This window comes from Citrobacter sp. Cf072, assembly GCF_030334485.1.
Classification (GTDB): domain Bacteria; phylum Pseudomonadota; class Gammaproteobacteria; order Enterobacterales; family Enterobacteriaceae; genus Citrobacter; species Citrobacter freundii.
Genome location: NZ_JAOWDX010000034.1, coordinates 162,137 through 189,068, shown reverse-complemented (window position 1 = coordinate 189,068; position 26,932 = coordinate 162,137). Strand labels below are relative to the sequence as shown.

The following is a 26,932-nucleotide window of genomic DNA, read 5'->3' as shown; positions in this document are numbered from 1 at the left end:
GACGGCGCAGTTTACGCGGGTTATTCAATCAGCTTCAGTAATGGCGACAGGCACAGCAGGATCCCGTACAGCAGGATTAGCCAGGTTTTCAGCCCGCGTAGTTTTTCCAGTTGTGTGACTTTATAGATCAGGAAAAACGGAATAATACACGACACAATCCCGTACAGCGGGCTGCCTAACTGGAAGAACACCAGTACTGATACGCGAAACGATACCCAAATCACCAGGGTGATAACAATAAAGGTACAAATACCCAGCGTAAGCACCAGAGGATTAATTTTTTCCACGTCAATAACGCGGCTCAGTACGTTAAGAATAATTCCTTTGATCGCCTCGTGGAATCCCAAATAAATACCAAAGAACGCGGTTAATACGGCGAAGATATTTAATACCGTTGAGGTGATATGAATAATCTGTCCCGGAATCACCTGTGCCGCCAGCGCCAGTGCGGAAATATTTTGTTCGAAGGCTGAAACGGCTTCTTCATGGCTAATGGAAAAGGTAAAAGAAAAAGAGAAAAACAGGATGACCGCAATCAGCGTAATGTAACTGATCCGATGCGTACGTATAGCCATACGAGTGGCCAGTACCCGGTCTGCCACCCGTTTGCGGTAGGCGATGTTCATAGGGTTCAACACCTGAATAAACACCGCGGAGAAGAAGCAGAACGGGATGGTTAGCAGCACATCGCGAAAGAACACCGAGGCTTCAGGGAAGGCGCTGATATTAGCGAAGTTCCAGTGTGGAACCATCGCAAAACCAAATACGATGATGATACCCACTTTGACCACTACCATCGGGCCGGAGATTTTGAATAGCAGTTTTTCTCCCCCGGAAGCAATGGCGACCAGCACGGCAAAAATGGCCACTTTGTAGATTATCGACTGTGAAAGATCGGACTCGGTCAAGCCGAAGGTTTTGATATATGAGGCGCTGTCAAAAACCACCGATAAGGAATAAATAAATATGCCGTGAATAATCATCAGAAAATAGATGACGCCAAGAAATACGCCCCAGTTTTTTCCCAGATAATGACTTATAATATCCGTGTAGTCATTACAGGTTTCACTTTCTGATAATGTTTTTAAATAAATATCCTGCACAATATAAGTTGCCGGATAAGCAATAATAAAGGCGACAATAAATACCCAAATGCCTGTTAGGCCAATTTGTACCGGCATCAGTACCGTTCCGGCACCAATGGCCATGCCTATGCACAGTAATACCCAGCCAAAATCGTATTTCGTAAACGGTATTTTTTTTGAGAATGGTACGGCGGTTGCTGTATTGTTGCTTAATTGTAATGTGTTGTCCTGCATAGAACCCCCTGCCCAAAATACACGTTCTCCCCGAAAGAGGATTGCGCGTATTGCCAGACTGTTGTGCCTTGATTCTCAACAACCTGAACCGAACGGCGTCGGTTCAGGCCATATTGGTCAGAATGTTGCCTTTCTGATGGCGTGTTCAAGGTCGTTAATAATATCTTCTGGATCTTCAAGACCCACAGAAAGACGGATAAGCCCGTCGGTAATACCTGCTTTAAGCCGTTCCTCTGGCGCAACGGGCGAATGTGTCATAGACGCTGGGTGCTGAATGAGGGTTTCGGTATCACCGAGACTGACCGCGAGGAGGCATAATTCTACAGAATTGATCATCCGTCTGCCAGCCTCGAGGCCGCCGGCGATTTCGAAGCTGATAATTCCACCTGGCAGGCTCATTTGTCGCTGGCCCAGCTCATACTGCGGATGCGATGACAGGCCTGGATAATACACCCGAGTAATGGACGGATGCCCTTCGAGGAAGCGGGCGATTTTCAGCGCATTTTCACAGTGACGCTCCATACGAATGCCCAGCGTTTTAACGCCGCGCAGCGTCAACCACGCATTGAAAGGACTCATGCAGCCGCCGGTGATATCTTTCAGGCCAACAAACCGCGCCTGGTCGATAAACTCCTGCTTACCAACAATGATGCCGCCAATCACATCCCCGTGACCGTTGATATATTTGGTGACGCTGTGCACCACAATATCCGCGCCCAGTTGCAAAGGCTGCTGACAGTACGGCGACATAAAGGTGTTATCCACCACCAGCAATGCGCCTTGCTGATGGGCGATACCGGCTACCGTTTCAATGTCGACCAGCGACAGCGTCGGGTTAGCGGGCGTTTCGATATATACAACTTTGGTTTCCGGGCGCATGGCGGCGCGGATTTCTTCAGGCTTTGCCGCGTCGACGAAGCTGACGTTAATCCCAAACTTCGGCATGCTGTGCGACAAAAACGCGTGGGTACAACCGTAAATCGCGCTGGCGGAAACGATATGGTCACCCTGCTGACAAAGCGTCAACAGCGTTGTGGTGATAGCTGAAATACCGGACGCGGTTGCCAGTCCGGCTTCACCTCGTTCCAGTACCGCCAGCTTTTTCTCCAGCGCATCGGTGGTGGGGTTACCCAAACGGGTGTAAATGTACCCGGACTCTTCGAGCGCAAAGCGGGCGGCACCTTGTTCGGCGCTGTCAAAAACAAACGTTGAAGTCTGGAAAATAGGCGTACTGAGCGCGCCAGTTGAAGGGTCGGGTTGTTGCCCCGCGTGAACGATCTGGGTGTTGAATCCGTAAGTACGACAGTCAGACATGATATCTCCTTTGATTCGGAACAGAACAGCTCGCAGTCATGTAGCAATCGCTGTGCCAGAAAATAAACTAATGGATATCAATGTGTTAGTGGTTTTATCGTGCGGGTGGCCGTCAGGAAAGTTGCCAGTTGGCAAGAAACTTTCCAGCGCTTGGCGGATTTATTAAGCCGTAATTGCGAGGCTTTACGCAGACTGGATCACTCCGGGGTGATGAGACGGAAGTGTTACCGTAGAATCAGCAGCAAGCCGGGTTTACCCGGTGAGGCGCGATGTTGCGGGGGCTTGATCCCCGGCGGCATAGGTTGCTGGAAAGAGAAAACCCCCGCACGTTGTTCGGTATAAACCTGGCAACAAAACGGGGGCTAACCTTGATCCTCAACAGTTCAAGAATAGCCGCGAACAGTTGCCATTGCAACACAGGCGGCTATATGACGCTCGCACAGTTAGGCGTGGCTTTCTGGCACGATTTAGCGGCTCCAATTATCGCTGGCATTATTGCCAGCTTGATTGTGAACTGGCTGCGTAACAGGAAGTAATGCACTTTGCGGGCGTCTGCCTGCCGTAATGGCAACATGCGCCCGAACCAGGCCGCAGGGGGTAACCTTGCGGCCTTTTTCGGCTTAAATGCAGATAAATCTCGTCGTCAGGTGCCTATCCTGTCGCGATAATGCACGCTGGGAAGTTTTCAGATACCGCCTCTCTTAATACCGCTACGATCGGGTATACTCTGACGGCAGTTTCGTCTATCCGTGGAGAGTCAGTTTGCGTGTCAGTCGCTCGTTAACAATTAAGCAGATGGCAATGGTTGCGGCCGTTGTTATGGTGTTCGTTTTTATTTTTTGCACCGTTTTGTTGTTCCATCTGGTCCAGCAAAACCGCTATAACACGGCTACGCAACTGGAAAGTATCGCTCGCTCCGTTCGTGAACCTCTGTCGAACACTATCCTGAAAGGGGATATTCCCGAAGCGGAAGCTATTTTAAGAAGTATTCGGCCTGCAGGCGTGGTAAGTCGCGCCGATGTGGTGCTACCTAATCAGTTTCAGGCGCTGCGGATGAGCTTTATACCTGAACGTCCGGTTCCGGTTACGGTGACTCGCCTGTTTGAGCTTCCGGTACAAATTTCGCTGCCGATCTATTCTCTTGAACGTTCCGCTAACCCACAACCGCTGGCGTATCTGGTGCTGCAGGCGGATTCGTACCGCATGTACAAATTCGTGATGAGTACGCTCTCGACGTTAGTGACCATTTACTTACTTTTGTCGCTAATACTGACCGTCGCTATCTCCTGGTGCATTAACCGCTTGATTGTGCACCCCTTACGTAAAATTGCCCGTGAGCTGAACGACATTCAACAGCAGGACCTGATTGGTTATCAACTGGCATTGCCGCGTCTACATCAGGATGATGAGATTGGTATGCTGGTGCGTAGCTACAATCTTAATCAGCAGTTGATTCAGCGACATAGCGAAGATCAAAGCGACTTAGCAATGCGTTTCCCGGTTTCCGAACTTCCCAATAAGTCGTTTTTAATGGGGCTGCTGGAGCAGGTTGTTACCCGCCAACAGACGACGGCGCTGATGATTGTCACCTGCGAAACCCTACGTGACACCGCGGGTGTGTTAACCGAAACCCAGCGAGAAATCCTGTTACTTACGCTGGTCGAAAAACTGAAGTCTGTATTGTCTCCCAGGATGGTGCTTACCCAGGTGAGTGGCTATGACTTTGCCATTATCGCCCATGGTGTAAAAGAACCCTGGCACGCTATTACGCTAGGTCAGCAAGTACTCACAATCGTTAATGAGCGGTTACCGATTCAGGGCATTCAACTACGTCCTACCTGCAACATTGGGGTGGCGATGTTTTATGGTGATTTAACCGCAGAGCAGCTCTACCGCCGCGCCCTGTCAGCCGTGTTAACGTCGCGTCATAAAGGTAAAAACCAAATTCAGTTCTTTGATCCGTTGCAGATGGAAGAGGCGCAGCAGCGTTTAACCCAAGAGAACGATATTTTAACCGCCATGGATAACCAGCAATTTGCGCTCTGGATGCAGCCCCAGGTTGAGATGTCCAGCGGCAAGGTATTGAGCGCAGAAGCATTGTTGCGGATGCAGCAGCCGGACGGTAGCTGGGAGCTGCCGGAAGGGTTAATCGACAGAATTGAGTCTTGTGGTCTGATGGTGACCGTCGGTTATTGGGTGCTGGAAGAAACATGCCGCCAGCTGTCAGCCTGGCAAGAACGCGGTCTCATGCTGCCGCTCTCGGTGAATTTATCCGCTCTCCAGTTGATGCACCCAAGTATGGTGTCTGATCTGCTGGAGTTGTTAACGCGCTATCGCATTAAGCCAGGCACATTGATTCTGGAAGTGACTGAAAGCCGGCATATTGACGATCCCCACGCCGCAGTGGCCATTTTGCGACCGCTGCGCAACGCGGGCGTGCGCATCGCCCTGGACGACTTTGGCATGGGGTATGCGGGTCTGCGACAGCTACAGCATATGAAGTCGCTGCCGGTGGATGTACTCAAAATCGATAAGATGTTTGTCGATGGCGTGCCCGAAGATTGCAGCATGATCTCCGCCATCATTCAGCTGGCACATAGCCTCAACTTGCAGATGATCGCCGAAGGCGTTGAAACCGAAGCGCAACGTGAATGGTTATCAAAAGCCGGGGTGGAAGTGGCGCAAGGATTCCTGTTTGCCCGACCCGTTCCGGCAAATATCTTTGAAGAACGTTATCTGGCACCGGAAAGCGCTGATTACAAAAGTTAAAAAAGGTCTCGCTTGTGCGAGCCAGCTCAAAATTTTTAACATTTTTGTATCAATTATGATCCAGGTGCATTTCTGTCATGTTGAGTGGGTGTTACTTTAAGGCCGCAGGTTAAACAAAACCTTACAAGACCTGTGGTTTTTACTTTAAGGACACCCTATGAAGACCTCTATATTCAAAAGCCTTTACTTTCAGGTCCTGACAGCAATTGCCATTGGTATTCTCCTTGGCCATTACTACCCTGAATTAGGCGCCCAAATGAAGCCGCTTGGTGATGCTTTCGTTAAGCTCATCAAGATGGTCATCGCACCTGTCATCTTCTGTACTGTCGTGACCGGCATTGCAGGCATGGAAAGTATGAAAGCAGTAGGCCGCACCGGTGCGGTTGCACTGCTCTATTTTGAAATTGTCAGTACGATTGCGCTGATCATCGGCCTTATCATCGTCAACGTGGTGCAACCCGGTGCCGGAATGAACGTCGATCCGGCGACGCTGGACGCTAAAGCGGTTGCCATTTACGCTGAACAGGCAAAAGACCAGGGGATCGTAGGCTTCCTGATGGATATTATCCCGGGTAGCGTGATTGGCGCGTTCGCCAGCGGTAACATCCTGCAGGTATTACTGTTTGCGGTAATGTTTGGTTTTGCGCTGCACCGTCTGGGCAGCAAAGGCCAGATGATTTTCAACGTGATTGAAAGCTTCTCGCAGGTTATTTTCGGCATCATCAATATGATCATGCGTCTGGCGCCGATCGGTGCTTTCGGTGCCATGGCCTTTACCATCGGTAAATATGGCGTCGGAACGCTGGTGCAACTGGGTCAGCTGATAATCTGCTTCTACATCACCTGTATTCTGTTTGTGGTTGTGGTTCTGGGCTCCATTGCTCGCGCAACCGGCTTCAGCATTTTCAAATTCATCCGCTATATCCGTGAAGAACTGCTGATCGTACTGGGTACGTCTTCTTCTGAATCCGCGCTGCCGCGTATGCTCGATAAGATGGAAAAACTGGGCTGCCGGAAGTCGGTTGTCGGGTTGGTTATACCCACGGGCTACTCGTTTAACCTTGATGGGACATCAATCTATCTGACGATGGCGGCGGTGTTTATCGCTCAGGCAACCAACAGCCATATGGATATCTTCCATCAGATAACCCTGTTAGTGGTGCTCCTGCTCTCCTCAAAAGGTGCAGCGGGTGTGACCGGCAGTGGCTTCATTGTTCTGGCCGCGACGATCTCTGCTGTAGGCCATTTGCCGGTTGCGGGTCTGGCTCTGATTCTTGGTATTGACCGCTTTATGTCTGAAGCACGTGCGCTGACTAACCTGGTCGGCAACGGTGTGGCAACTGTCGTCGTCGCTAAATGGGTCAAAGAACTGGACCATAAAAAGTTGGACGATGTGCTGAATAATCGTGCGCCGGATGGCAAAACGCACGATTTATCCTCTTAATCTCGTCACTTATGCCCGTAGTCCCTTCCAGGACTGCGGGCGTTTGCGCATAATTACCCCCTGTGCCTGAAACCGTCGATTCGGCGGCTCGGGATTTTTTCACTTCTTCCGTGACATTTTTATGTTCTCGCGGTCTAACACGAAGTGTTTTTAACGTCATATTCAGAGAGTCCTTTCGAGGGCTGTCTTTTTATTTCCAGGATAGTTGATCAGGGGTTCACATGCAGGGCACAAAAATTCGACTTTTAGCGGGCGGCTTGCTGATGATGGCCACTGCCAGCTATGTGCAGGCAGATGCGCTCCAGCCTGACCCGGCGTGGCAACAGGGCACGCTGGCAAATGGTCTACAGTGGCAAGTGTTAGCCACTCCCCAGCGCCCCAGCGACCGTATTGAGGTCCGCCTGCTGGTTAATACCGGTTCACTCACCGAAAGTACGCAACAGAGTGGTTTCAGCCATGCGATCCCGCGTATCGCGCTGACGCAAAGCGGTGGCCTTGATGCCACGCAAGCCCGTTCACTGTGGCAGCAGGGGTTCGATCCCAAACGTCCCATGCCGCCGGTTATCGTTTCCTATGATTCCACGTTGTATAACCTCAGTCTGCCTAACAGCCGTAACGATCTACTGAAAGAGTCACTTTCTTATCTGGCGAATATCTCCGGCAATCTGAGCATTACTCCTGAAACGGTCAATCATGCGCTGAGCAGCGAAGATATGGTTGCAACCTGGCCGTCAGATACCAAAGAAGGGTGGTGGCGTTACCGTCTGAAGGGATCGACCCTGCTGGGACACGATCCCGCCGATCCGCTGAAAACGCCTGTAGATGCGGCGAAAATTCAGTCTTTCTACCAGAAATGGTATACCCCGGACGCGATGACGCTGATCATCGTCGGTAACGTTGATGCACGCAGCGTAGCTGAGCAAATCAATAAAACCTTTGGCGAGTTAAAAGGAAAACGCGAAACGCCTGCACCGGTACCTACGCTCTCTCCGCTGCGAGCAGAAGCCGTAAGCATTATGACCGATGCGGTACGCCAGGATCGCCTGTCTATTATGTGGGATACGCCGTGGCAACCGATCCGTGAATCTGCCGCGTTGTTACGTTATTGGCGCGCTGATTTAGCTCGTGAGGCGCTGTTCTGGCACATTCAGCAAGAGTTAACCAAAAACAATGCCAAAGACATTGGCCTCGGATTTGACTGCCGGGTGCTGTTCCTGCGCGCGCAGTGTGCGATTAACGTTGAGTCGCCAAACGATAAGCTGAACGCCAATCTGGGTACGGTTGCGCGTGAACTGGCGAAAGTGCGTGATAAGGGACTTCCGGAAGAAGAGTTCAATGCGCTGGTCGCGCAAAAGAATCTGGAACTGCAGAAGCTGTTTGCCACCTATGGTCGTACCGATACCGATATTTTGATCAGCCAGCGTTTGCGCTCGCTGCAAAATCAGGTGGTGGATATTGCGCCTGAACAGTATCAGCGTTTACGCCAGAGCTTCCTCAACAGCCTGAGTGTTGAGATGCTGAATCAGGACCTGCGACAGCAGCTGTCGCAAGATATGGCGTTAATTCTGCTGCAACCGAAGGGTGAACCTGAATTCAATATGAAGGATCTGCAGGCGACGTGGGATAGCATTATGGCGCCCGTTACCGCAGCGGCAACATCTGTTGAAACGGATGAATCACACCCTGAAGTGACGGATATCCCGCCGGTACAATAACCTGTAGGCCGGATAAGACGATTACGCCGCCATCCGGCATTGGAGATGCCGGGGGCGCTTCGCTTGCCCGGCCTACGGTATGCAGACCGGATAATCGACGTTATTGCGGCATAGCGTCGCGTGGGATAATCGCCCCGCGGTGCTGAATCACGGTGCTTGCCGTCAGGTGGCCGCGTTTTGCGGCCTCAGCAGCATCGCCACCGGTCAGACGTACCGCCAGATATCCGGCGCTGAAGGAGTCTCCGGCCGCAGTGGTATCGATCACCTTCTCTTTCGGCAATTTAACGGCCGGAACGTCGATGAGCGCTTCGCCCGCGATGGAAACCAGGCAAGAGTCTGCGCCACGCTTCACAACCACTTCCTGTACACCAGCTGCGTGAGTACGGGCAATCACCTCAGCAACGGGTTTTTCACCCCACAGCGCGTCTTCATCGTCCAGCGTCAGGAATGCGATATTGGTGCATTCCAGCATCTGCTGATACACCTGCTGGGTTTCTTCTTTGCTGCTCCACAGACGTGGGCGGTAGTTATTATCAAAAATGACCTTTCCACCGTTGGCACGGCATTCACGCAGCAACGACAGCAGCTTGTCACGACTTGCCGGGCTTAAAATCGCCAGGCTGATTCCGCTCAGATACAAGTAATCAAATGTCGCCAGCTCTTCGCAAATCGCGGCAGACTGCTCGCTCTCCAGCCAGAATTTTGCGGCGGCTTCATTACGCCAGTAATAGAAGGTGCGCTCGCCAGTGCTGTCGGTCTCAATGTAGTAGAGACCCGGCAGGCGGTTTTCCATGCGCTGGGTTAATGAGGTATCCACGTTTTCACCCTGCCAGGACTCCAGCATTTGTTGGCTAAAACTGTCGGTACCCAGTGCAGTCACATAGTGTACGGAAAGTGCCGTAGCATCGACCTGACGGGCGATATAAACGGATGTATTCAACGTGTCGCCACCGAATCCGCGCTGAACGTCAGCGCCTTTCTGTGACAGCTCAATCATGCATTCGCCAATCACGGCAATCTTTCTGGACATAGTCGTAACCTGCTCTGAAAAAAATTAGCGTTAGTGTGCGCTGTGGGTGTTAAGTGGTCAACTATATTAAAACAACGTTCCATTATTTTTTTGAGCCAGCACGTGTTCTGCGTTGTTTTTGCCGCTTAGTTTTTATTTTTGCGCACAGCTGAACGTAAAGTTCTGCGTCTGAGCGCCGATAACCTTTGACGAGTCCGGTCAGTCACACTCTTATTTACAGGACATCTCAGATGATAAAGCAGGTTACCCAGCAGCTCATTACGCTCGATGCGAGTATTGAAAACTTGCAGGAGAGACGCTATTGGCTGCAGTGCGAGCGTGCTTACACCTACCAGCCAATTTACCAGACCAACGGACGACTGATGGCCGTTGAACTGCTGACTGTCGTGAGCCATCCTGATAATCCATCCCAACGTATTGCGCCAGACCGCTATTTTGCCGAAGTAACCGTCCGACATCGTGTTGATGTGGTGATAGAGCAACTTCTTCAACTTGAGCTGAAAGGGGACTTTTTCAGAGCCAACAACCTGCTGGCTTCCGTGAACGTCGACGGACCAACGCTCATAGCGATGCGCCAGGATCCCGAAATCCTGAAAATCATTGAAGGCCTGCCGTGGCTGCGTTTTGAGCTAGTGGAACATATCCGCTTACCGAAGGGGTCGTCCTTCGCCTCAATGTGCGAGTTTGGCCCGCTCTGGCTGGATGATTTTGGTACCGGAATGGCGAACTTCTCGGCGCTTAGTGAAGTGAATTATGACTATATCAAAGTGGCGCGAGACCTGTTCGTCATGCTGCGCAAGACGCCGGAGGGACGTAATCTCTTCACACTACTATTACAGCTGATGAACCGCTATTGCCGCGGCGTGATTGTCGAAGGCGTTGAAACGCTGGAAGAGTGGCGCGATGTGCAAAACTCACCGGCTTTTGCCGCACAAGGCTATTTTCTCTCTCGTCCAGTGCCTCTGGACACGCTTGAAGAGGTGATCCTGTCGCTTTGATGAGGACGTAGCACACCTCCTTTTCATCCTGCTGGACTATCTTTAGGACAGGCAAGGAAGGAAGTAGAGAGGTTAGACATGACGAAAACAGGTAAAATAACCACTTCAGTAATAGGGGGTTTCTTGTTGTTGATCGTCGTACTCATCATTGTGATTGCGACATTTGACTGGAACCGGCTCAAACCGACCATCAACCAGAAAGTCTCTACAGAACTCAACCGGCCCTTTGCTATACGGGGTGACCTGGGCGTGGTTTGGGAACGCCAGAAGCAGGAAACCGGCTGGCGTAGCTGGGTTCCGTGGCCGCATGTTCATGCTGAAGATATCATCCTCGGCAACCCGCCAGACATTCCTGACGTTACCATGGTGCATCTCCCGCGTGTTGAAGCTACGCTCGCACCACTGGCACTGCTGACAAAAACCGTCTGGCTCCCGTGGGTCAAGCTGGTCAAACCCGATGCGCGGCTGATCCGCCTGTCGGAGAAAAACAATAACTGGACCTTTAACTTAGCTGGGGACGAAAACCGCGATCCTAATGCGCCGCCATCCGCGTGGTCGTTCCGGCTGGATAACATTCTGTTTGACCAGGGACGCATCGCCATTAACGATAAGGTGACGAAGTCGGAGATTGAGATCCTGGTCGATCCGCTTGGCAAACCGTTGCCCTTTAGCGAAGTGACCGGCGCAAAAGGTAAAGAGAGCAACGCCCGCGTCGAGGACTACGTGTTTGGTCTGAAAGTGCAAGGGCGATATAACGGCGAACCGCTAAGCGGTAGCGGAAAAATTGGCGGAATGCTGGCGCTGCGTGGTGAAGATACGCCTTTCCCGATTCAGGCTGATTTCCGTTCGGGCAATACGCGCGTAGCGTTTATCGGCACGATAAACGATCCGATGAACATGGGCGGGGCGGATCTGCGACTTAAATTCTCGGGAGATTCGCTAGGGGATTTATACGATTTGACCGGCGTGCTGCTCCCGGATACGCCGCCGTTTGAAACCGACGGACGTCTGGTAGCGAAAATTGACCCGGAAAAATCCTCTGTTTTTGATTATCGCGATTTCAATGGCCGCATTGGCGACAGCGATATTCACGGAACGCTGGCCTACACCACCGGCAAGCCGCGACCCATGCTGAAGGGCGATGTGGAATCACGCCAGCTGAGGCTGGCCGATTTGGGGCCGCTGATCGGGGTGGATTCAGGCAAAGGGGCGGAACGGGCAAAACAATCTGAACAGCGCAAAGGTGAGAAGAGCGTTCAGCCTGCGGACAAGGTGTTGCCGTATGACCGTTTTGAAACTGACAAATGGAACGTAATGGACGCTGACGTGCGTTTCAAAGGACGGCGTATTGAGCATGGCAGTAGTCTGCCGATCAGCGATCTCTCCACTCATATCATCCTGAAAAATGCCGACCTGCGTCTGCAACCGCTGAAATTTGGTCTTGCGGGAGGCAGCATTGTTTCCAGCATCCATCTGGAAGGGGATAAAAAGCCGATGCGGGGGCAGGCGGATATCCAGGCTCGCCGCCTGAAGCTTAAAGCGCTGATGCCGGATGTGGAACTGATGCAAAAAACGCTTGGTGAAATGAACGGTGACGCCAGGTTTAGTGGGAGCGGAAACTCGGTGGCGGCGCTGTTGGGTAACAGCAATGGCAACCTGAAACTGCTGATGAATGACGGTTTGATCAGCCGGAATCTGATGGAAATTGTGGGCTTGAATCTGGGGAACTATCTTGTCGGGCAGATATTTGGCGATGACGAAGTGCGGGTGAACTGCGCGGCGGCAAATCTGGACATTGTTAACGGCGTCGCGCGCCCGCAGATTTTTGCTTTTGATACCGAGAACGCGGTCATCAATGTCACCGGAACGGCGAGTTTTGCCTCTGAGCAACTGGATTTAACCGTCGATCCGGAGAGTAAAGGCATTCGTATTATTACTCTGCGTTCGCCGTTGTATGTTCGCGGCACCTTTAAGAATCCGCAGGCAGGCGTGAAGGCCGGGCCGCTGATTGCGCGCGGTGCGGTTGCTGCTGCGCTGGCAACGCTGGTGACGCCAGCGGCAGCCCTGCTGGCGCTGATTTCACCTTCTGAAGGGGATGCTAATCAGTGCCGGACAATCCTGTCGCAGATGAAGAAGTGATGAGAGCGCCGGATGAGGTGTAAACACCTTATCCGGCCTACGGGGGATTGCAGTCAGTAGGCCTGATAAGTATAGCGCCATCAGGCAATCAAATTACAGCGATTGATGCCGTGTCTCATGGGTTAACAGCAGCGCAATTAACGTTAACGCCGCCATTGATGCCAGATACGTACCGACCGCCGCCAGGCCGTAATTCGCCTGCAGCCATGCGGCAATGTAAGGGGCAACGGAAGCACCAAGAATCGATGACACGTTGTACGAGAACGACGCTCCCGTATAGCGCACTTCAGTCGGGAACAGCTCCGGCAGCAGCGCGCCCATCGGACCAAATGTCAGCCCCATCAGGCTTAAGCCCAGCAACAGGAAGGCGAAAACCAGCACCGGATTGCCAGAGCCGAGCAGTGGTTTAAAGGCAAACAGCGCAAACAGAATGATGAGCGTGGTGATGATGAGCATGCTCTTGCGACGACCAAATGCGTCGGCCAGCAGGCCCGCCACCGGTACCATGACGCCAAAGCCAATCACCGCCATCATCAGCATCCACAACACTTCATTCCGCGGCAGGCCAAGTCCTACAGGCGCGGCAGCGGTGCTGAACGTCATCGAATAGACGGTCATGATATAGAACAGCGTATAGGTCGCCAGCATGATGAACGTGCCGAGGATCGTCACGCGAACATGTTTGGTCAGCAGAGTACCCAGCGGGATTTTCACCTGCTTTTTCGCCGCGGCTACTTTGGCGAAGACCGGGGATTCATGCAGCGAAACGCGAACGTACAGACCGATAATCACCAGTACCGCAGAGAAGATGAACGGTACGCGCCAACCCCAGCTCATGAACTGCTCGTCGGTCAGCAGCCAGGAGAGCAGCAGAAAGGTACCATTGGCGAAGAAGAAGCCAATAGGCGCACCCAACTGCGGAAATGATCCGTACAGCGCGCGTTTGCGCGGTGGCGCGTTTTCCGTCGCCAGCAGCGCAGCACCGCCCCATTCACCGCCCAGACCTAACCCCTGACCAAAACGCGCCAGCGCCAGCAGCAAGGGGGCGAAAATGCCGATTGTTTCATAGCCCGGCAGCAGGCCAATCACAACCGTCGAGATCCCCATGGTGAGCAGTGAGGCAACCAGCGTGACTTTACGGCCGACGCGATCGCCGAAATGCCCGAATACCGCAGAACCAATCGGTCGTGCCACAAAGGCGATAGCAAAAGTCGCCAGGGACTGTAGCGTCGCGGCAGTCGGATCCCCCTGCGGGAAGAAGATATGCGGGAACACGATCACCGCGGCGGTGGCGTAAATATAGAAGTCGAAGAACTCAATGGCGGTGCCAATGAGCGAGGCGACGACGACTTTATTGCGCGAGTTGACCGGGGTGTGTTCCTGTTCATTGTCGAGCGTTGTGGCTGTTGCTTGCATAATATTTTCTTATTTTTGGCCGAACGAAAGGCCATATTACGCACAGCAAAAGAGACATTTCAATCTGTAACAAACTTTGAGAATGGTCAAAAATAGAGCAAAAAGGGGATAATTTTTAGGCTTGAGATTTCACTTCCATGAAATGCTTCACATAATTTAAAACTTAGATGATAAAACTAGTTTTAGGTTAAATAAAAGTTACGGGTTGGATTTATTCACTAAATCGGTGAGATCGGGCGGCATTATAATTGCCGGATGGCGCTGCGCTTATCCGGCCTACTAAACTCACCCGTAGGCCGGATAAGACGCGTGCGTCGCCATCCGGCAATTAACAACTAATCCGGCGGTGGCTACTGCGTTTTCCCCGGCATACGCGGGTCGTCTTTGTATTCCGCCGTGGCAATCCAGGCAGCGCAAAACAGAGTCAGACGAGCGAAGAAGTAGAAGAACGCCATCAATCCAAGCACGGAACCAAACGCCGCGCCTGACGGCGATTGCACCAGTGACGGCAGGGTATATGTCATGATCATTTTGATGACTTCAAACCCCAGAGCCGCGATAAATGTGCCGCGTATGAGCGCTTTTTTACGCGGTCGGTGACGCGGTAGCCGCCAGAAAATCCAGAAGAACAGCAAGTAGTTGGCGAAAATAGAGATGGTCAGGCCGATCAGCCGCCAGGCGGGCTTCAGCCATTCGATACCGTCGAGATACAACGCAGAGATAATCATCTGCTGGGCGGAGCCGGCAATGGAGGTAATGGACAGAGTAACAATCAGCGCAATCAGTAAGCCAATCAATGAGATAAAATCACGCAGATATTTGACCCAAATTTTTTCCTGATCCTGCGGGGTACGCTCCCAGACATCCCGCGACTGGGCACGAATTGCTTCGCGCAGGTTTCCCATCCAGTTAATGCCGGAATAGAGCGCGATGCCAAGCCCCACCAGACCGACGGTGGTACGTTGCTGTACGGCAGTATTAATGGTGTTTTTCAGCGTAGAGGCGAGCGTCGGATCGCTGACGTTGAGCAGAATTTTGCCGAAGATATCCTGTAACAGCGTAGGATGCGAAGCGAGAATAAAACCCGCGGCGGCAAACGACACCATCAGGATCGGGATCATCGACAGAAACGAGAAGTAGGTAATCGCGGCGCCAAACTGATTTCCCATGCGATCGTTAAACCGCTCCGCAGCCCGAATCAGATGGGCAATCATGGGCTGGCGTTGAACTTTTTCAGCGAAGGTCAGGGCAGTTTTCAGCGCCTGGTTGGTCTTACCATTGGTTTCTGTATTTTCCTGCTCCAGGGGCTCAATTTTTAGGATGGGGGCGTGCTCAAGTTCCTGAATGGGGCGTTTAATCTCTTTTTCCTGCGTCATCAGGGCAATAATCCTTGTTCTGTTCATTCTCAGGACAGTATAGCTTGTCAGTCCACATAGTCTTTCATCACGCCAGTCAGCCATTCCATAAACAGATGTACCCGACGAGAGAGGTTGCGTCGATGCGGATAAAGCAAAGAGACCGGCATTGGCTCGGCGCGATATTGCGGCAACACTTCGACCAGCGTACCGGCGCGCAGGGCATCACGCACGCCAACGCGCGGTACCTGAATAATGCCCAGACCGGCAAGGCATGCCGCGTGATAGGTTTCGGTACTGTTTACCGTTAGCATGCCGCCGGTTTTAACCCATTGCGTGCCGTTTTCTGTCGCCACTTCGAAGCCTTGCGCACGCGTTCCCAAATTGACCGAGTAGTGCACCACTGCATGTGAAGCTAAATCCTCCAGGCTTTCCGGATAACCAAAGCGGGCGAGGTACTGCGGGCTGGCGCAGTTAATCTGCGTGAGTTTCCCCAGTGGGCGCGCAATCAGCCCTGAATCTTTCAGCGTGCCTACGCGTACCACACAGTCGAAACCTTCGCGGACCAGATCCACCAGGCGGTCGCTGCTGCTGAGTTCGAGCTCAAGGCCGGGATACTGATGCAAGAAAGTGGGTAAGCGGGGCATCACCAGATTTCTCGCCACGCCAACCGGCATATCGACGCGCAGCTTGCCGCTGATGCTGGACGGATCGTGATGAAATAGTCCATCCAGCTCATCCAGATTGCTCAACAAATCTTTTGCGCGTTCGTAATAGATCATACCGTCTTGTGTGAGCTGAACGCGGCGGGTAGTGCGGTGCAACAACTGCGTGCCCAGATGATTTTCCAGGGCCTGGATTTGGCGAGATACGCTACCTTTAGGAAGACCAAGTGTGTCTGCCGCACGCGAAAAGCTCTCCAGTTCTGCGACGCGGATGAACAACTGCATTGCGTGAATTTTATCCATTCTTATGCCCTATTGTTGTTCCAAATGAAACAGTAATGCGCAACAGACGACATTTATTGTTTTTCTATCACCTAATAAGCTTTATCTCAATCATCATAACGTCGGAAATGAGGTTTCTTATGACGCAACGTATCGCATTAGTGACTGGTGGTAGTCGTGGGCTCGGTAAAAACGCCGCACTTAAGCTGGCTGACAGAGGAACGGACATTATCTTTACCTACAACAGCCAGCAGCAGGCGGCGCTGGATGTAGTTGCTGAAATTGAGCAAAAAGGCAGAAAAGCTGCGGCAATACAACTGAATGTCAGCGATGTGTCTGGCTTTGAGTCCTTTACCCATGAGGTACAAGCGCAGCTGAAGAGCATGTGGAATCGTGAGGCGTTTGATTATTTAGTGAACAATGCCGGAATTGGTCTGTATGGCGCTTTTGCCGATACCTCCGAAGCGATGTTTGATCAATTAGTGAACATTCACTTTAAGGGCCCCTTCTTCCTGACCCAACGTCTGTTGCCGTTGATCCAGAATGGCGGCAGGATCCTGAATGTTTCATCGGGACTGGCGCGTTTTGCACTGCCAGGGTATGCCGCCTATGCCTCAATGAAAGGGGCGATGGAAGTACTGACGCGTTATCAGGCGAAAGAACTGGGAGAGCGGGGTATTTCAGTAAATATCATCGCGCCTGGGGCGATTGAAACCGATTTTGGCGGCGGTCGACTGCGGGATAATAAAGAGCTGAATGCATATGTGGCATCGCAAACGGCGCTGGGACGCGCGGGCTTGCCGGATGATATTGGCGACGCGATTGCCGCGTTGCTCAGTGATGAGCTGGCCTGGATGACAGCGCAGCGTATCGAAGTATCGGGCGGAATGTTCCTGTAAATCGCTCGTATCTTATTCAGCTTTTGAGCAATAGAAAACCGGTGCGCCACTCCAGGTAAAAATATAGCTGGTGGCGTTACCGATATTACCTGCAATCTAATTCAGCGATCGCGGTGCCGAAAGAAATCCGGGATAAACTTTCTGAATAACTCATTTTTCTTCGACAGCGGATTTGTCTCAGAAGAAACCATGATCACTTCCCCATCCCCCACAGATTCAGAATTTAATTCTTTGAAATGTTAAAAATTCGACATTAAAAATTGAGCGTTCGATCGCGTATGTGAAAACATGGCCTATGTGCTAAAAATTTCGCATAGGAAGAATAATAAATCGTGAATTTCATTTATAACCTCAAATCTACCATAAACGAATACTAAACGACCGCTTCCTCATAGTAGATTGGGATGAAGATTGGAAAGCATTTATAGCAGTCATATAATCCACCATACAAACGGTATGGATTATCTCAACGCTTATATGTAGAGGTGCATGTTCGTCTTCATTTAACGTGGGTATAAGATATGGGCTATCGTCTATATGGATTTATGATTGGTGCTGAAATTCATTTTGACATTTCTAATCGCCGACTGTATCGGCTTACTGGTAGCCATACCGAGAAAAACATCGTTTTTGCGTCAATTTACTTTAATGAAACAATGCTCAGGCTTTTCCTGTATTTATTAATAAATGCCAGGAGCCAGCCGGTACCGAAAGAAGAATTATTTGAGAAAATCTGGGAAGCGCATAATCTGAGCCCCTCTGCGCAAAGATTATGGCAAGTCCTGCACAATCTTAATAATAAACTTGGCCTGCTGGGGTTACCCAGGGATTTTATCCTTAATATAAGAGGTCAGGGTTATGTCATCAATTATCCTGATGTCATTCCCGTTTATTACAAAGTGAGCGAACTCCCAACTCATGCTGTCAAAAAAAGGGAGAAAATAGATAACCTGAGTGAGTGATGTCAACCCAGGTATTTGCCCTGAGCATGCAGTGCGAGGGGCTTTTTTTATCGTTATCTTTACTTTTTATTTTCAATGTATTTTCGCTAAATAACGTTATTGTTCGATAGATACCAATAACGGCCAGGGCGATTGGGTCAGGTTCTGATGATTGCTGTGCGGTTGCCCTCAATAGGCCGCCGCACGCTTGAGGCTCGTGATGATTACCACAACCAGGCAACTCCCGATATTATTCTCTGACGCCAGCGAATTACTGGCCCGTTTCCTCACCTGTGCACCGGTAAAAACGTTGAATGCAGCCATTCTTCAACGGCAGTTCCAACCGGTGTATCAACCCATTTTTAACAGCCAGACGGGTGAAATTGCAGGTATTGAGGTTCTCGCTAGGTGGACGCATCCCCAGTATGGCGCTATTCCCCCTGATATATTTATTCCCCTTGCGGAAGAGCATGGTCTTATCGCCTCGCTGACGCATCAACTTATTCAGCAAGTCATTGCCGACCTGCAGTCGCGGCTCCCCCTTTTCCCAAATGGACTTTACCTTAACCTAAATCTGAGCCCCGAAAACTGCCTCGATCCGCGCTTTGAGTCGGACGTCGTGGCGCTCATGCAAAAGCTTGCCCCGGTTCAGGTTCAACTGGTTATCGAAATTACCGAAAGACGCCCTCTGCACTTTACCCCTCAGCTAAGCGAGTGGTTTGCCGCGTTGAGAAAATCCAATATCGCCGTAGCGTTAGATGATTTCGGGACGGGATACTCGAATCTGTGTTACCTCCACGCGCTGGAACCGGAGTTTATTAAGATAGATAAACTGTTTGTCAGCCAGATTGGTGAGGGGGGCGATACCCGCATTGTCGATACGCTTATTGAGCTGGCGCAGAAGATGGGTCTGCGAATGATTGCCGAGGGTGTTGAGACTCAGGTTCAGGCCGATTATCTGCGCATGAAACGCTGTGATTTTTTACAAGGGTATTATTTATGCAGACCCGTTCCACTTGAAGATCTGATCGGAGTGATGCAATCGCCCGCAACCTTTAGTGTCGATTGATACAGCAATACTGCCTGGGGAAACCACAGGTGATGATCAATTAATGCGACATTTTATTTTGTAACATATTTGTCTGTTACTGTGAGTTCCTTATTTTTATTAGAAAATATAGACTCCAAAAAATTAATATTGATAAGCTGGTTTTGAGTATTGGATATTAAGGATTTCCTTAATGTTTAGCGCAACTTTTGTCCCTTTGTGTGATTATTTGGTTTGAGCTGTAACTATTTGCGATTTCTACTTTTTTCTTCTCCGTCTATCGGTAAAATGGCCCCCGCCAAATGGTGACTTCTTATTTTACCCCTCGGGTAATACCCTTCCGCGTGTTAAGGCTAGTATCTTATTCAGACGGAGATAAGTAATGCAGGTAATAATGTTTGACAGGCAGTCGATATTTATTCATGGAATGAATGTAAGTTTACAAGAGCGTATTCCAGGAGTGGATGTTCAGGGTGTCAGTCAGGCAGATGACCTTTGGCAGAAACTGGAAGACACCCCTGATGCACTGATAATGCTGGATGGCGACCAGGACGCTGAGTTCTGCCGTAACTTGCTACAGCAGATAGCGCAACGCTTTTCGACAGTAAAAGTGCTGGTAACAGCAACGGACTGCCGTAAAAAATGGCTGCAGGAGGTTACGCAATTGAATGTGCTGGCCATTGTTCCACGCGACTCTGACGCGGAAACCTTCACGCTGGCTCTCAATAGCATTGCAATGGGAATGATATTTATCCCCAGAGATTGTATGACAACCCCCGAGAACAGCGGGCAAAATATCAGATCGCTTAGTGCGCGCCAGCGAGAGATTCTGACTATGCTTGCCGCCGGAGAATCAAATAAACAAATTGGTCGATTGTTAAATATCAGCACCGGAACGGTCAAAGCCCATCTTGAATCGCTGTATCAGCGCCTCGAGGTAAAAAACCGTACGCAGGCGGCAATGATGTTAAACGACGCAATTTAACGGGCGAATATTTCACAGTCAGAACGTTTCTGGCTGTGAAATAACCCCCGAGCAGAATTCTGCAGCACAAAACCGGCTTATCCCCACGCTGAGCATCCACGCAATTAACGCTTCCTGTTGAAACCTTTCTTTTATTTGCGGCATTTTCTGGTGTATGAATTCCTCGCAGATTTCCAGATCCGCGAGCAGTAGTGTTTCTGCCTGCGTTACCGAAACAGGCGCAGGAAAGCTTTCATCGGATGTGATTTCGTGCCCGTAGCCAATCACCCAGACACCATTTTTGTCCTGATACTTTTCCAGTGACAGGCCTTGCCATTGTTTAATAAATGCAACACAGGCGGGCGTGAAATACGTTGAATGGAGTGGCATATTCATCTCTGTACAAAGAGACCTATTTTAAGAAACCGCCTCCGTTACGCCAGTTGTCATACAGCCAGTTTTTTCAGCAAAACGTCTTATGCTGCGGGTGGCTGATAGTCGTGTTTTAACAGGCCGAAAATCCAGTCATCATTCCAGGTTTGATGCAACCAGTAGCTTTCCCGCAGCGTGCCTTCGTGAATGAACCCGACCTTTTCCAACAGACGCCGTGAGGCTTCGTTTCCTGCGGTGACGCAAGCCGTAAGCCGGCGTAGCCCTCCGGTGGTAAATGCAAAATCGCAAACTGCATGCAGAGATTAAGTACCATAACCTTTCCCCTGCGCTTCAGGGGCGAGCAGAAAACCGACCTCGGCACATTCATTGTTTTCATGAATATATCCAGTCACTCCAAGCGGTGCTCCCGATGCCTTATCGCACAGGACCAGACATAGCCAGTGCGGGCTGCCGGGAGACCATTCAGGCAGGCGGGAGTTGAAGACTGTCCGTATCTCCTCTTCAGTACGCGTGTCAGCGACAAAGCGCATCACATCTGGATTCTGCTGTAGCGTTAAGAAGAACGTCCAGTCATTTTCTGTCAGTGGGCGGCAGAGCAGACGTGATGTTTGCAATACAGGCACAGGCTTATCTCCAGAATAATTTTCAATGATTGTGCGGAAGTCACTGTAAAACTTATTTATTTGCTATATGAATGTGTTTTAGTCTACATCGGCACAACGTTGCGTTTAAAAAAGATAATTACATACCATGATGAGGCCGCACGTTTTGGGTCCTTTTAGGGAAGATGATGACCAATAGCGCGTTACAAGCGACATGTACACCCTTTGAACATTGTCTGGGGATTATCCGTCAGGCGTCGATAGAAATATTACTGCTGTTAGGCGTACATGTCACAGAAGGCAAAGACCCTCGGTGGTTTCTCGAACAACTGGATCAGGCACGACTGAATCTGGGCGGCTGGGGGGCTGTCGCCAGACGGTTGCAGATGAATGATGCGCAATTGAGCCAGTTCACTCTGCGGCTACGCCATCTTCAACAGAGTGTACCCCAATATGAAAATGGCCAGGACGTCAGTGAAAACCAGCTGATTTCAGCGCTGCGCTTTGTGGCCTCTCTGGAACAATTACGCCAGCAACAACCCATCCTGAAGTATCAAACCGAAATTACACCTGTAGAGCCGGATGCTCAGATGCGGGCGCAGCGTCAACTTCGCGCAATAGAATTAACCCTCAAATCCCTGATTGCGCGGGTATGGCCGGATCAACATCCTCTCAACAGCTTTCTGAAACAGCACTTTGGCGGTGAACGTCTGCGTCGCTGGCTAAAGTTGGGCGAAGGACGAGATGCGCTGGACGGTATGATGTTTAGCGAGCTGGCACTGATGGTCGTCGATAAGAAATTATTTGTTCGCCACTTTACACAGATTTTTAACGATACCTCGGTGCTGATGTCGTTTGTTGAGCCGCGCATCACGCTACGCATGTTTTTGGATGATTGCCGCCTGGCTCGTAACTGTGTTATCGCGCAACAACCGCTAACCTCAGTACAATTGCTGTTGCTGGACTACCAGTACCGGCAGATAACTCATCCTGTGCAACGGGCGTTTGAAGAACGACGTACGCGCATTAATCCTGCGTCGTATCTGGAATCTGATGAGTCCATGCTCCGCCAGTTTTGGGAAACGGCAAAGCAAAAAGACGAGCAAGCAGGAGGCGATAAGCATGAAATCGCAGACAGTATTGATCCGCCGGAGAAGCTGGCCAAACGCTCGGCGGAAGAACGTGAACAGCTGATTTCCGGCATGTTGTGGGTAGCAGTCGGCGTGATGGTGCTGGCGATTTCGCTGGGTGCGTTCTGGTTATTCACTTCGCCAGCGCCACTGGCGTCATCCGGACAATCCGTTGAAATTGTGCAGGAGGAACCGCGACGTGACGCCCCCAGCGCGCGGGAGGCGGTGACCCGAATGGGTATCACCTGGGATGCCTTTAACATGCGGGCGGCTATCGATCGCAATGACACCCGCGTGACGTCACTGTTCCTGCAGGGTGGGATGGACTGGAAGCTGGCGTGGACGGAGCAGGCGTTCTCAGCGGGCAATACCGAGGTGTTGAGACTGCTGCTGCGTTACCCTTCGCAGATGGATGAAAGCAAACCATGCCGACAGTTTATGACTACGCTCAGCCATGCGATGTCGAATGGGGCGTCACTCACATCGCTGCATAAAAGTTATCTGCAAAGTTTTTGTTCGGTGCCTGCGGTCGTTGCGCGTCAGCAATATAATCTTGAGCAGGCCGAGCTGCGTGTTCGCGCCCAGCCAAGCCCTGAGAACAAGAAATGGCAGAAAATTCACGCCGAGTTGTACGATGCGATTAACTGACATCCTGATGAATCAGACCGTCAACCGCTAGGGTTCGCCATACAAACCGATGAGTCGGCGCACCACGCCATTGGTCCAGCCAAAGCCGTCCTGCAACGGATATTCCCCGCCGCCGCCTTCGCGCGGCGCTGCGTCGGCTATGTGGTATTTTTCGATAAGCTTGTGGTGTTCCTGATAAAAGAGATTCACCGTTTTCAACCAGTTACGGGCGATTTCATCCCCGAGATGGTCGTCACCGTACAGTTTGAAGCCCTGGATCGCCATCCACTGCAGCGGCGCCCAGCCGTTCGGTTTATCCCACTGTTCCCCAGTTTCATGCTCCGTGGCTAAAATACCACCGGGCGTGAGCAGGCGACTGCGAACCGCGTTAGCAAGCCGGTCGGCTTGTTCATGTGTTGCCATACCGACATATAGCGGCACAATACTGGCGGCAGAGAACAGGGCCATTTGTTCGCGCCGCCAGTCGTAATCGCGATAGCAGCCGTTTTCATCGTCCCACAGATAGCGGTTTACCGCATCGCGACGGTCACTGGCTTTCTGGCGAAACTGCGCTTCCGTTTCTTTGTCGCCTTTCAGCGCGGAAATATTGGCGATAGTGCTTTCCAGCTTGTAGAGGAATGCGTTCAGATCAATCGGGATGAACTGCGTGGTGCGTATGCTGGCAAGGCGGCCTGCATCGCGTAGCCAGCGCGAGGAATAATCCCAGCCAGAGGCCGCGCCCGCGCGCAAATCCCGATACACCTCATTGGGTGGACGACCCGAATGCTTGGCGGTCTCAACGTCTTCAAGCCATGATTCATCACGCGGGGTATCACGATCGTCCCAATAGCGGTTGAGCAGAGAGCCGTCCGACATTCTGATCACGTGACGGTAGGCCTGGTTGAGCACCAGGGAATCGGCGCCATCCATCCAGAATGCGTATTCCATTTTTAGATGTTCAAGGTAGCGACGCGCGCCGCGCACGCCATCTTCTTCAAACAGTTCCACCATCAGCGCAAAAACCGGTGGCTGCGAACGGCTCAGGTAGTAGGTACGGTTACCGTTGGGGATGTGACCATAGTTTTCAATCATCCAGGCAAAGTTATCCGCCATACACTTCAGCAGATCTTCGCGGCCGCTCTCTGCCAGACCCAGCATGGTAAAGTAGGAATCCCAGTAGTAGGTTTCGCTAAAACGTCCACCGGGCACAATATATGACTGCGGTAACGCCAGCAGCGAGGACCAGGGAATGTGATCCTGCGGCTCGCGCGTAAGCACAGGCCACAGTTGATCGATATGCTCTTTCAGCGAGCTTGCCGGATCGGACACATATTCACTGGAGGGCGTTTCCGGTAGCCAGAAATGGTTCTCGACGAAACGTCGCAGATCAAAGTCGCGGTGGCGTTTGACCTTGCGATAACGGATCAAAATATCCAGCGGATCCATTTTGGGCGCACAGTCGGGGAAGGTTTTGCTATCGGCAAACAGTTTCGACGACTGGACGTGTTCGAACAGCTCAAGGTAACGATCGGCCGGGGTTAACGCATCTGAGGCGGGCAGCCCTTCAATCATCTCCGGCTCAGGCTCTGCCTCAATCATTTCATCCAGCTTTAACTCGCACGGATCCATTTCATAAAGCAGATCGATATCGATCGTCATTTCTTCTGAAGGGGCGTGGGGTAGTTTCTGGTTGAGCATAATGAGAAAGACCTCCGATGGACGTTGAAAGATTAAGGCTATTGCCCGGTCGTCAGTTAAGCGTAGACATTCGCTTCGGTGTCTGGTGAGTAAAGCGTGCGGTTGATCACGTTTTAGTGCTGCATATTATTTAGAAAATAAGACTATCCCAATGAATATAATGAAGAATTCATAATTCTGCGTGACCTGAAGATATTTCATTTTCAGAACATTCGATTGCAACGAGTTGTGAACGGAAAACCATAACGGCTTATCTCCGTAATAGGCACAGGCTATTCTATCGATAGTTATCCCCCATGTAATTGCTTGATACTTATCAAAATAATAAATCCCTTACTTTCTATGATGGTTAAGTCTGATAAAGACTATGCACTCATTATTCTAATTTTTCTGGGTCACAATAACTCACAACGGTGAGGGTAAAATAATGAAAATCATTACCCGTCTTACCGCGATTGCCATAGCTGGCGTCGTGATTTGTTATTTTGGATTATCCGGTTATGTGTGGTATCACGATAATCAACGTAGTAAACAGGCAGATGTTCAGGCCTCTACGCTGGAAGAAAATAATAAAGTATTAGGTTTTTTACGCGAAAAAGGATGCGATTATTGTCACACGCCTTCAGCTGAATTACCTTTCTATTCTTCTTTTCCTGTCGCTAAGCAGTTGATGAATTACGATATTCAACTGGGATACAAATCATTCAATCTTGAGGCCGTTCGTGCGGCGCTGGTCGCAGATAAACCCGTTTCGCAAAGCGACCTGAATAAAATTGAATGGGTGATGCAGTACGACACCATGCCGCCGACGCGTTATACCGCACTGCACTGGGCCGGCAAGGTAAGCGATACGGAGCGAGCAGAGATCCTGGGCTGGATTGCGAAACAGCGCGAGCAGTATTACGCCAGTAACGATACCGCCGCGCAGCATCGTAACGAGCCTGTGCAGCCGATACCGGAAAGCATTCCGACCGATGCCCGCAAAGTGGCGCTAGGCTTTACGCTTTACCACGACCCGCGTATTTCCGGTGACAGCACGATTTCTTGCGCGCACTGCCATGCCCTGAATGCGGGCGGCGTAGATGGTCGCAAAACGTCAATCGGCGTAGGCGGCGCGGTTGGTCCTATCAACGCGCCGACGGTATTTAACTCTGTCTTCAACGTGGAACAATTCTGGGATGGTCGAGCACCAACATTGCAGGCGCAGGCAGGCGGCCCGCCGTTGAACCCTATCGAGATGGCGTCTAAATCCTGGGATGAAATTATTCAGAAACTGGATAAAGATCCGCAACTCAAACAAGAGTTTATCGCGGTTTATCCGCAGGGATTCAGCGGAGATAATATTACCGATGCGATTGCTGAGTTTGAGAAAACGCTAATTACGCCAAATTCGCCGTTTGATAAATGGCTACGCGGCGATGAAGCGGCGTTAACTGCCCAGCAGAAACATGGCTATCAGTTGTTTAAAGATAATAAGTGCGCGACCTGTCATGGCGGTATTATTTTAGGCGGGCGTTCATTTGAGCCATTGGGTTTGAAAAAGGACTTTAATTTCGGCGAGGTCACTGCTGCAGATATTGGCCGCATGAACGTCACTAATGAATTACGTGACAAGCTGCGTCAAAAAGTCCCTGGCTTGCGTAACGTTGCGCTGACCGCGCCTTATTTCCATCGAGGTGATGTGCCTACGCTCGACGGTGCGGTAAAACTGATGCTGCGTTATCAGGTGGGTAAAGAACTGCCGCAGGAAGATATCGACGATATCGTGGCGTTCCTCGAAAGCTTAAACGGCGTGTATACGCCATATATGCAGGGTAAATAGACTTTGCCCTGGTCCTGATTCGGACGTAAAAAAACCGACTTCACGTCGGTTTTTTTACGCTTCAGCCCGAGTTGGTGGCTCTGGCCGAAGTGAGATAGTTATCATCTAACGCTTCAATCCTATTACCTTAACGGTGCTATTGCAAGAATGCGCTGGCAGTTACGATTAAAAGAACTGTATACTTATCCAGTTAGCTCTGTAACTTATCCCTTCCGGACGCGCGCTAAACGCTTTCTAAGTCCTGATCGGCGAAACGGGTGGTGCCGTTGGCCGATGCTCTGGCCGGGGTGAGATAGTTATCATCTAACAATGGAGCATGCCCCGTGACAGGCAATGGATGAGTAAGCGGGTGCATTCTCACT

21 protein-coding genes and 1 pseudogene are annotated in these 26,932 nt (G+C 50.9%); 12 read left to right on the top strand and 10 right to left on the bottom strand.

What is annotated here, in order from left to right:
- Positions 1–20: 20 nt before the first annotated feature.
- Entirely contained in the window at positions 21–1,319 is a 1,299-nt protein-coding gene (locus tag OGX66_RS03725) for an aromatic amino acid transport family protein (protein ID WP_016151142.1), read from the bottom strand.
- Between the two features lie 117 nt (positions 1,320–1,436).
- Complete coding sequence (gene megL / locus OGX66_RS03720; protein ID WP_003023295.1) at positions 1,437–2,633, bottom strand: methionine gamma-lyase; 1,197 nt, start codon at positions 2,631–2,633, stop codon at positions 1,437–1,439.
- Between the two features lie 428 nt (positions 2,634–3,061).
- Between megL and OGX66_RS03715 the strand changes: the two genes are divergently transcribed.
- From OGX66_RS03715 to OGX66_RS03700, 4 genes are all read left to right on the top strand, one after another.
- On the top strand, positions 3,062–3,169 hold the full coding sequence (locus OGX66_RS03715) for a type I toxin-antitoxin system toxin Ldr family protein (protein WP_003023297.1): 108 nt from the start codon (positions 3,062–3,064) through the stop codon (positions 3,167–3,169).
- Positions 3,170–3,395: 226 nt separating this feature from the next.
- Positions 3,396–5,402 (top strand): biofilm formation regulator HmsP, encoded by a 2,007-nt coding sequence (gene hmsP / locus OGX66_RS03710; RefSeq protein WP_003846127.1) that lies wholly within the window; start codon positions 3,396–3,398, stop codon positions 5,400–5,402.
- A gap of 157 nt (positions 5,403–5,559) precedes the next feature.
- Positions 5,560–6,846 (top strand): C4-dicarboxylate transporter DctC, encoded by a 1,287-nt coding sequence (dctA, locus tag OGX66_RS03705; protein ID WP_003837746.1) that lies wholly within the window; start codon positions 5,560–5,562, stop codon positions 6,844–6,846.
- A gap of 221 nt (positions 6,847–7,067) precedes the next feature.
- A complete protein-coding gene (locus OGX66_RS03700; RefSeq protein WP_270932821.1) occupies positions 7,068–8,561 on the top strand; it encodes a M16 family metallopeptidase in 1,494 nt (497 codons plus the stop codon).
- A 100-nt stretch (positions 8,562–8,661) separates the two neighbouring features.
- Here the strand turns inward: OGX66_RS03700 and kdgK are convergent, their stop codons facing one another.
- On the bottom strand, positions 8,662–9,591 hold the full coding sequence (gene kdgK, locus OGX66_RS03695) for a 2-dehydro-3-deoxygluconokinase (protein WP_016151138.1): 930 nt from the start codon (positions 9,589–9,591) through the stop codon (positions 8,662–8,664).
- A 230-nt stretch (positions 9,592–9,821) separates the two neighbouring features.
- On the opposite strand from kdgK, the gene pdeH reads away from it, so the two are divergent.
- Positions 9,822–10,589: a cyclic-guanylate-specific phosphodiesterase gene (gene pdeH, locus OGX66_RS03690; protein ID WP_003023308.1), complete on the top strand. Its 768-nt coding sequence runs from the start codon at positions 9,822–9,824 to the stop codon at positions 10,587–10,589.
- A gap of 78 nt (positions 10,590–10,667) precedes the next feature.
- Complete coding sequence (locus tag OGX66_RS03685; protein ID WP_088902975.1) at positions 10,668–12,728, top strand: AsmA family protein; 2,061 nt, start codon at positions 10,668–10,670, stop codon at positions 12,726–12,728.
- A gap of 93 nt (positions 12,729–12,821) precedes the next feature.
- Here OGX66_RS03685 and OGX66_RS03680 read toward each other — a convergent pair whose 3' ends face one another.
- The 3 genes from OGX66_RS03680 to OGX66_RS03670 all read right to left on the bottom strand — a co-directional run bounded on the left by OGX66_RS03680 (position 12,822) and on the right by OGX66_RS03670 (position 16,467).
- Complete coding sequence (locus OGX66_RS03680; RefSeq protein WP_003023312.1) at positions 12,822–14,144, bottom strand: MFS transporter; 1,323 nt, start codon at positions 14,142–14,144, stop codon at positions 12,822–12,824.
- Positions 14,145–14,494: 350 nt separating this feature from the next.
- Positions 14,495–15,520, bottom strand: coding sequence for an inner membrane protein YhjD (gene yhjD / locus OGX66_RS03675; RefSeq protein ID WP_016151136.1), 1,026 nt, complete (start codon positions 15,518–15,520; stop codon positions 14,495–14,497).
- 47 nt (positions 15,521–15,567) lie between these two features.
- Complete coding sequence (locus OGX66_RS03670) at positions 15,568–16,467, bottom strand: LysR family transcriptional regulator (protein WP_003837759.1); 900 nt, start codon at positions 16,465–16,467, stop codon at positions 15,568–15,570.
- 119 nt (positions 16,468–16,586) lie between these two features.
- Here OGX66_RS03670 and OGX66_RS03665 point away from each other — a divergent pair, with 119 nt between their 5' ends.
- The 4 genes from OGX66_RS03665 to OGX66_RS03650 all read left to right on the top strand — a co-directional run bounded on the left by OGX66_RS03665 (position 16,587) and on the right by OGX66_RS03650 (position 20,319).
- A complete protein-coding gene (locus OGX66_RS03665; RefSeq protein ID WP_046670983.1) occupies positions 16,587–17,345 on the top strand; it encodes an SDR family NAD(P)-dependent oxidoreductase in 759 nt (252 codons plus the stop codon).
- 521 nt (positions 17,346–17,866) lie between these two features.
- Positions 17,867–18,307: a winged helix-turn-helix domain-containing protein gene (locus OGX66_RS03660; RefSeq protein ID WP_032937221.1), complete on the top strand. Its 441-nt coding sequence runs from the start codon at positions 17,867–17,869 to the stop codon at positions 18,305–18,307.
- A 199-nt stretch (positions 18,308–18,506) separates the two neighbouring features.
- A complete protein-coding gene (locus tag OGX66_RS03655) occupies positions 18,507–19,355 on the top strand; it encodes an EAL domain-containing protein (protein ID WP_044700373.1) in 849 nt (282 codons plus the stop codon).
- 361 nt (positions 19,356–19,716) lie between these two features.
- Entirely contained in the window at positions 19,717–20,319 is a 603-nt protein-coding gene (locus OGX66_RS03650) for a response regulator transcription factor (RefSeq protein ID WP_061549113.1), read from the top strand.
- Positions 20,320–20,337: 18 nt separating this feature from the next.
- On the opposite strand, the gene OGX66_RS03645 is transcribed toward OGX66_RS03650, so the two are convergent.
- Positions 20,338–20,688 (bottom strand): glycoside hydrolase family protein, encoded by a 351-nt coding sequence (locus tag OGX66_RS03645; protein ID WP_016151134.1) that lies wholly within the window; start codon positions 20,686–20,688, stop codon positions 20,338–20,340.
- Positions 20,689–20,774: 86 nt separating this feature from the next.
- Positions 20,775–21,314, bottom strand: a pseudogene (locus OGX66_RS03640) (GNAT family N-acetyltransferase).
- A 167-nt stretch (positions 21,315–21,481) separates the two neighbouring features.
- Here OGX66_RS03640 and OGX66_RS03635 point away from each other — a divergent pair.
- Positions 21,482–23,071, top strand: a complete 1,590-nt coding sequence (locus tag OGX66_RS03635) for an STY4199 family HEPN domain-containing protein (protein WP_286510925.1) — start codon at positions 21,482–21,484, stop codon at positions 23,069–23,071.
- 27 nt (positions 23,072–23,098) lie between these two features.
- Here OGX66_RS03635 and OGX66_RS03630 read toward each other — a convergent pair whose 3' ends face one another.
- Positions 23,099–24,748 carry an alpha,alpha-trehalase gene (locus OGX66_RS03630; RefSeq protein ID WP_003846147.1) on the bottom strand — a complete coding sequence of 550 codons (1,650 nt, stop codon included), beginning with the start codon at positions 24,746–24,748 and terminating at the stop codon, positions 23,099–23,101.
- A 427-nt stretch (positions 24,749–25,175) separates the two neighbouring features.
- Here OGX66_RS03630 and OGX66_RS03625 point away from each other — a divergent pair, with 427 nt between their 5' ends.
- Complete coding sequence (locus OGX66_RS03625; RefSeq protein ID WP_003837773.1) at positions 25,176–26,570, top strand: cytochrome-c peroxidase; 1,395 nt, start codon at positions 25,176–25,178, stop codon at positions 26,568–26,570.
- A 223-nt stretch (positions 26,571–26,793) separates the two neighbouring features.
- Here OGX66_RS03625 and OGX66_RS03620 read toward each other — a convergent pair whose 3' ends face one another.
- Positions 26,794–26,925 carry a hypothetical protein gene (locus OGX66_RS03620; protein ID WP_005122496.1) on the bottom strand — a complete coding sequence of 44 codons (132 nt, stop codon included), beginning with the start codon at positions 26,923–26,925 and terminating at the stop codon, positions 26,794–26,796.
- Positions 26,926–26,932: the final 7 nt, after the last annotated feature.

What these genes read in the sequence shown, in the direction of transcription:
- OGX66_RS03670 (WP_003837759.1), bottom strand. Translation starts at nt 16,467, where the DNA reads ATGGATAAAATTCACGCAATGCAGTTGTTCATCCGCGTCGCAGAACTG.
- kdgK (WP_016151138.1), bottom strand. Translation starts at nt 9,591, where the DNA reads ATGTCCAGAAAGATTGCCGTGATTGGCGAATGCATGATTGAGCTGTCA.
- OGX66_RS03635 (WP_286510925.1), top strand. Translation starts at nt 21,482, where the DNA reads ATGACCAATAGCGCGTTACAAGCGACATGTACACCCTTTGAACATTGT.
- OGX66_RS03625 (WP_003837773.1), top strand. Translation starts at nt 25,176, where the DNA reads ATGAAAATCATTACCCGTCTTACCGCGATTGCCATAGCTGGCGTCGTG.
- dctA (WP_003837746.1), top strand. Translation starts at nt 5,560, where the DNA reads ATGAAGACCTCTATATTCAAAAGCCTTTACTTTCAGGTCCTGACAGCA.
- OGX66_RS03685 (WP_088902975.1), top strand. Translation starts at nt 10,668, where the DNA reads ATGACGAAAACAGGTAAAATAACCACTTCAGTAATAGGGGGTTTCTTG.
- OGX66_RS03620 (WP_005122496.1), bottom strand. Translation starts at nt 26,925, where the DNA reads ATGCACCCGCTTACTCATCCATTGCCTGTCACGGGGCATGCTCCATTG.
- OGX66_RS03650 (WP_061549113.1), top strand. Translation starts at nt 19,717, where the DNA reads ATGCAGGTAATAATGTTTGACAGGCAGTCGATATTTATTCATGGAATG.
- megL (WP_003023295.1), bottom strand. Translation starts at nt 2,633, where the DNA reads ATGTCTGACTGTCGTACTTACGGATTCAACACCCAGATCGTTCACGCG.
- OGX66_RS03725 (WP_016151142.1), bottom strand. Translation starts at nt 1,319, where the DNA reads ATGCAGGACAACACATTACAATTAAGCAACAATACAGCAACCGCCGTA.
- OGX66_RS03665 (WP_046670983.1), top strand. Translation starts at nt 16,587, where the DNA reads ATGACGCAACGTATCGCATTAGTGACTGGTGGTAGTCGTGGGCTCGGT.
- OGX66_RS03700 (WP_270932821.1), top strand. Translation starts at nt 7,068, where the DNA reads ATGCAGGGCACAAAAATTCGACTTTTAGCGGGCGGCTTGCTGATGATG.
- OGX66_RS03655 (WP_044700373.1), top strand. Translation starts at nt 18,507, where the DNA reads ATGATTACCACAACCAGGCAACTCCCGATATTATTCTCTGACGCCAGC.
- OGX66_RS03645 (WP_016151134.1), bottom strand. Translation starts at nt 20,688, where the DNA reads ATGCCACTCCATTCAACGTATTTCACGCCCGCCTGTGTTGCATTTATT.
- OGX66_RS03660 (WP_032937221.1), top strand. Translation starts at nt 17,867, where the DNA reads ATGGGCTATCGTCTATATGGATTTATGATTGGTGCTGAAATTCATTTT.
- pdeH (WP_003023308.1), top strand. Translation starts at nt 9,822, where the DNA reads ATGATAAAGCAGGTTACCCAGCAGCTCATTACGCTCGATGCGAGTATT.
- OGX66_RS03715 (WP_003023297.1), top strand. Translation starts at nt 3,062, where the DNA reads ATGACGCTCGCACAGTTAGGCGTGGCTTTCTGGCACGATTTAGCGGCT.
- OGX66_RS03630 (WP_003846147.1), bottom strand. Translation starts at nt 24,748, where the DNA reads ATGCTCAACCAGAAACTACCCCACGCCCCTTCAGAAGAAATGACGATC.
- OGX66_RS03680 (WP_003023312.1), bottom strand. Translation starts at nt 14,144, where the DNA reads ATGCAAGCAACAGCCACAACGCTCGACAATGAACAGGAACACACCCCG.
- yhjD (WP_016151136.1), bottom strand. Translation starts at nt 15,520, where the DNA reads ATGACGCAGGAAAAAGAGATTAAACGCCCCATTCAGGAACTTGAGCAC.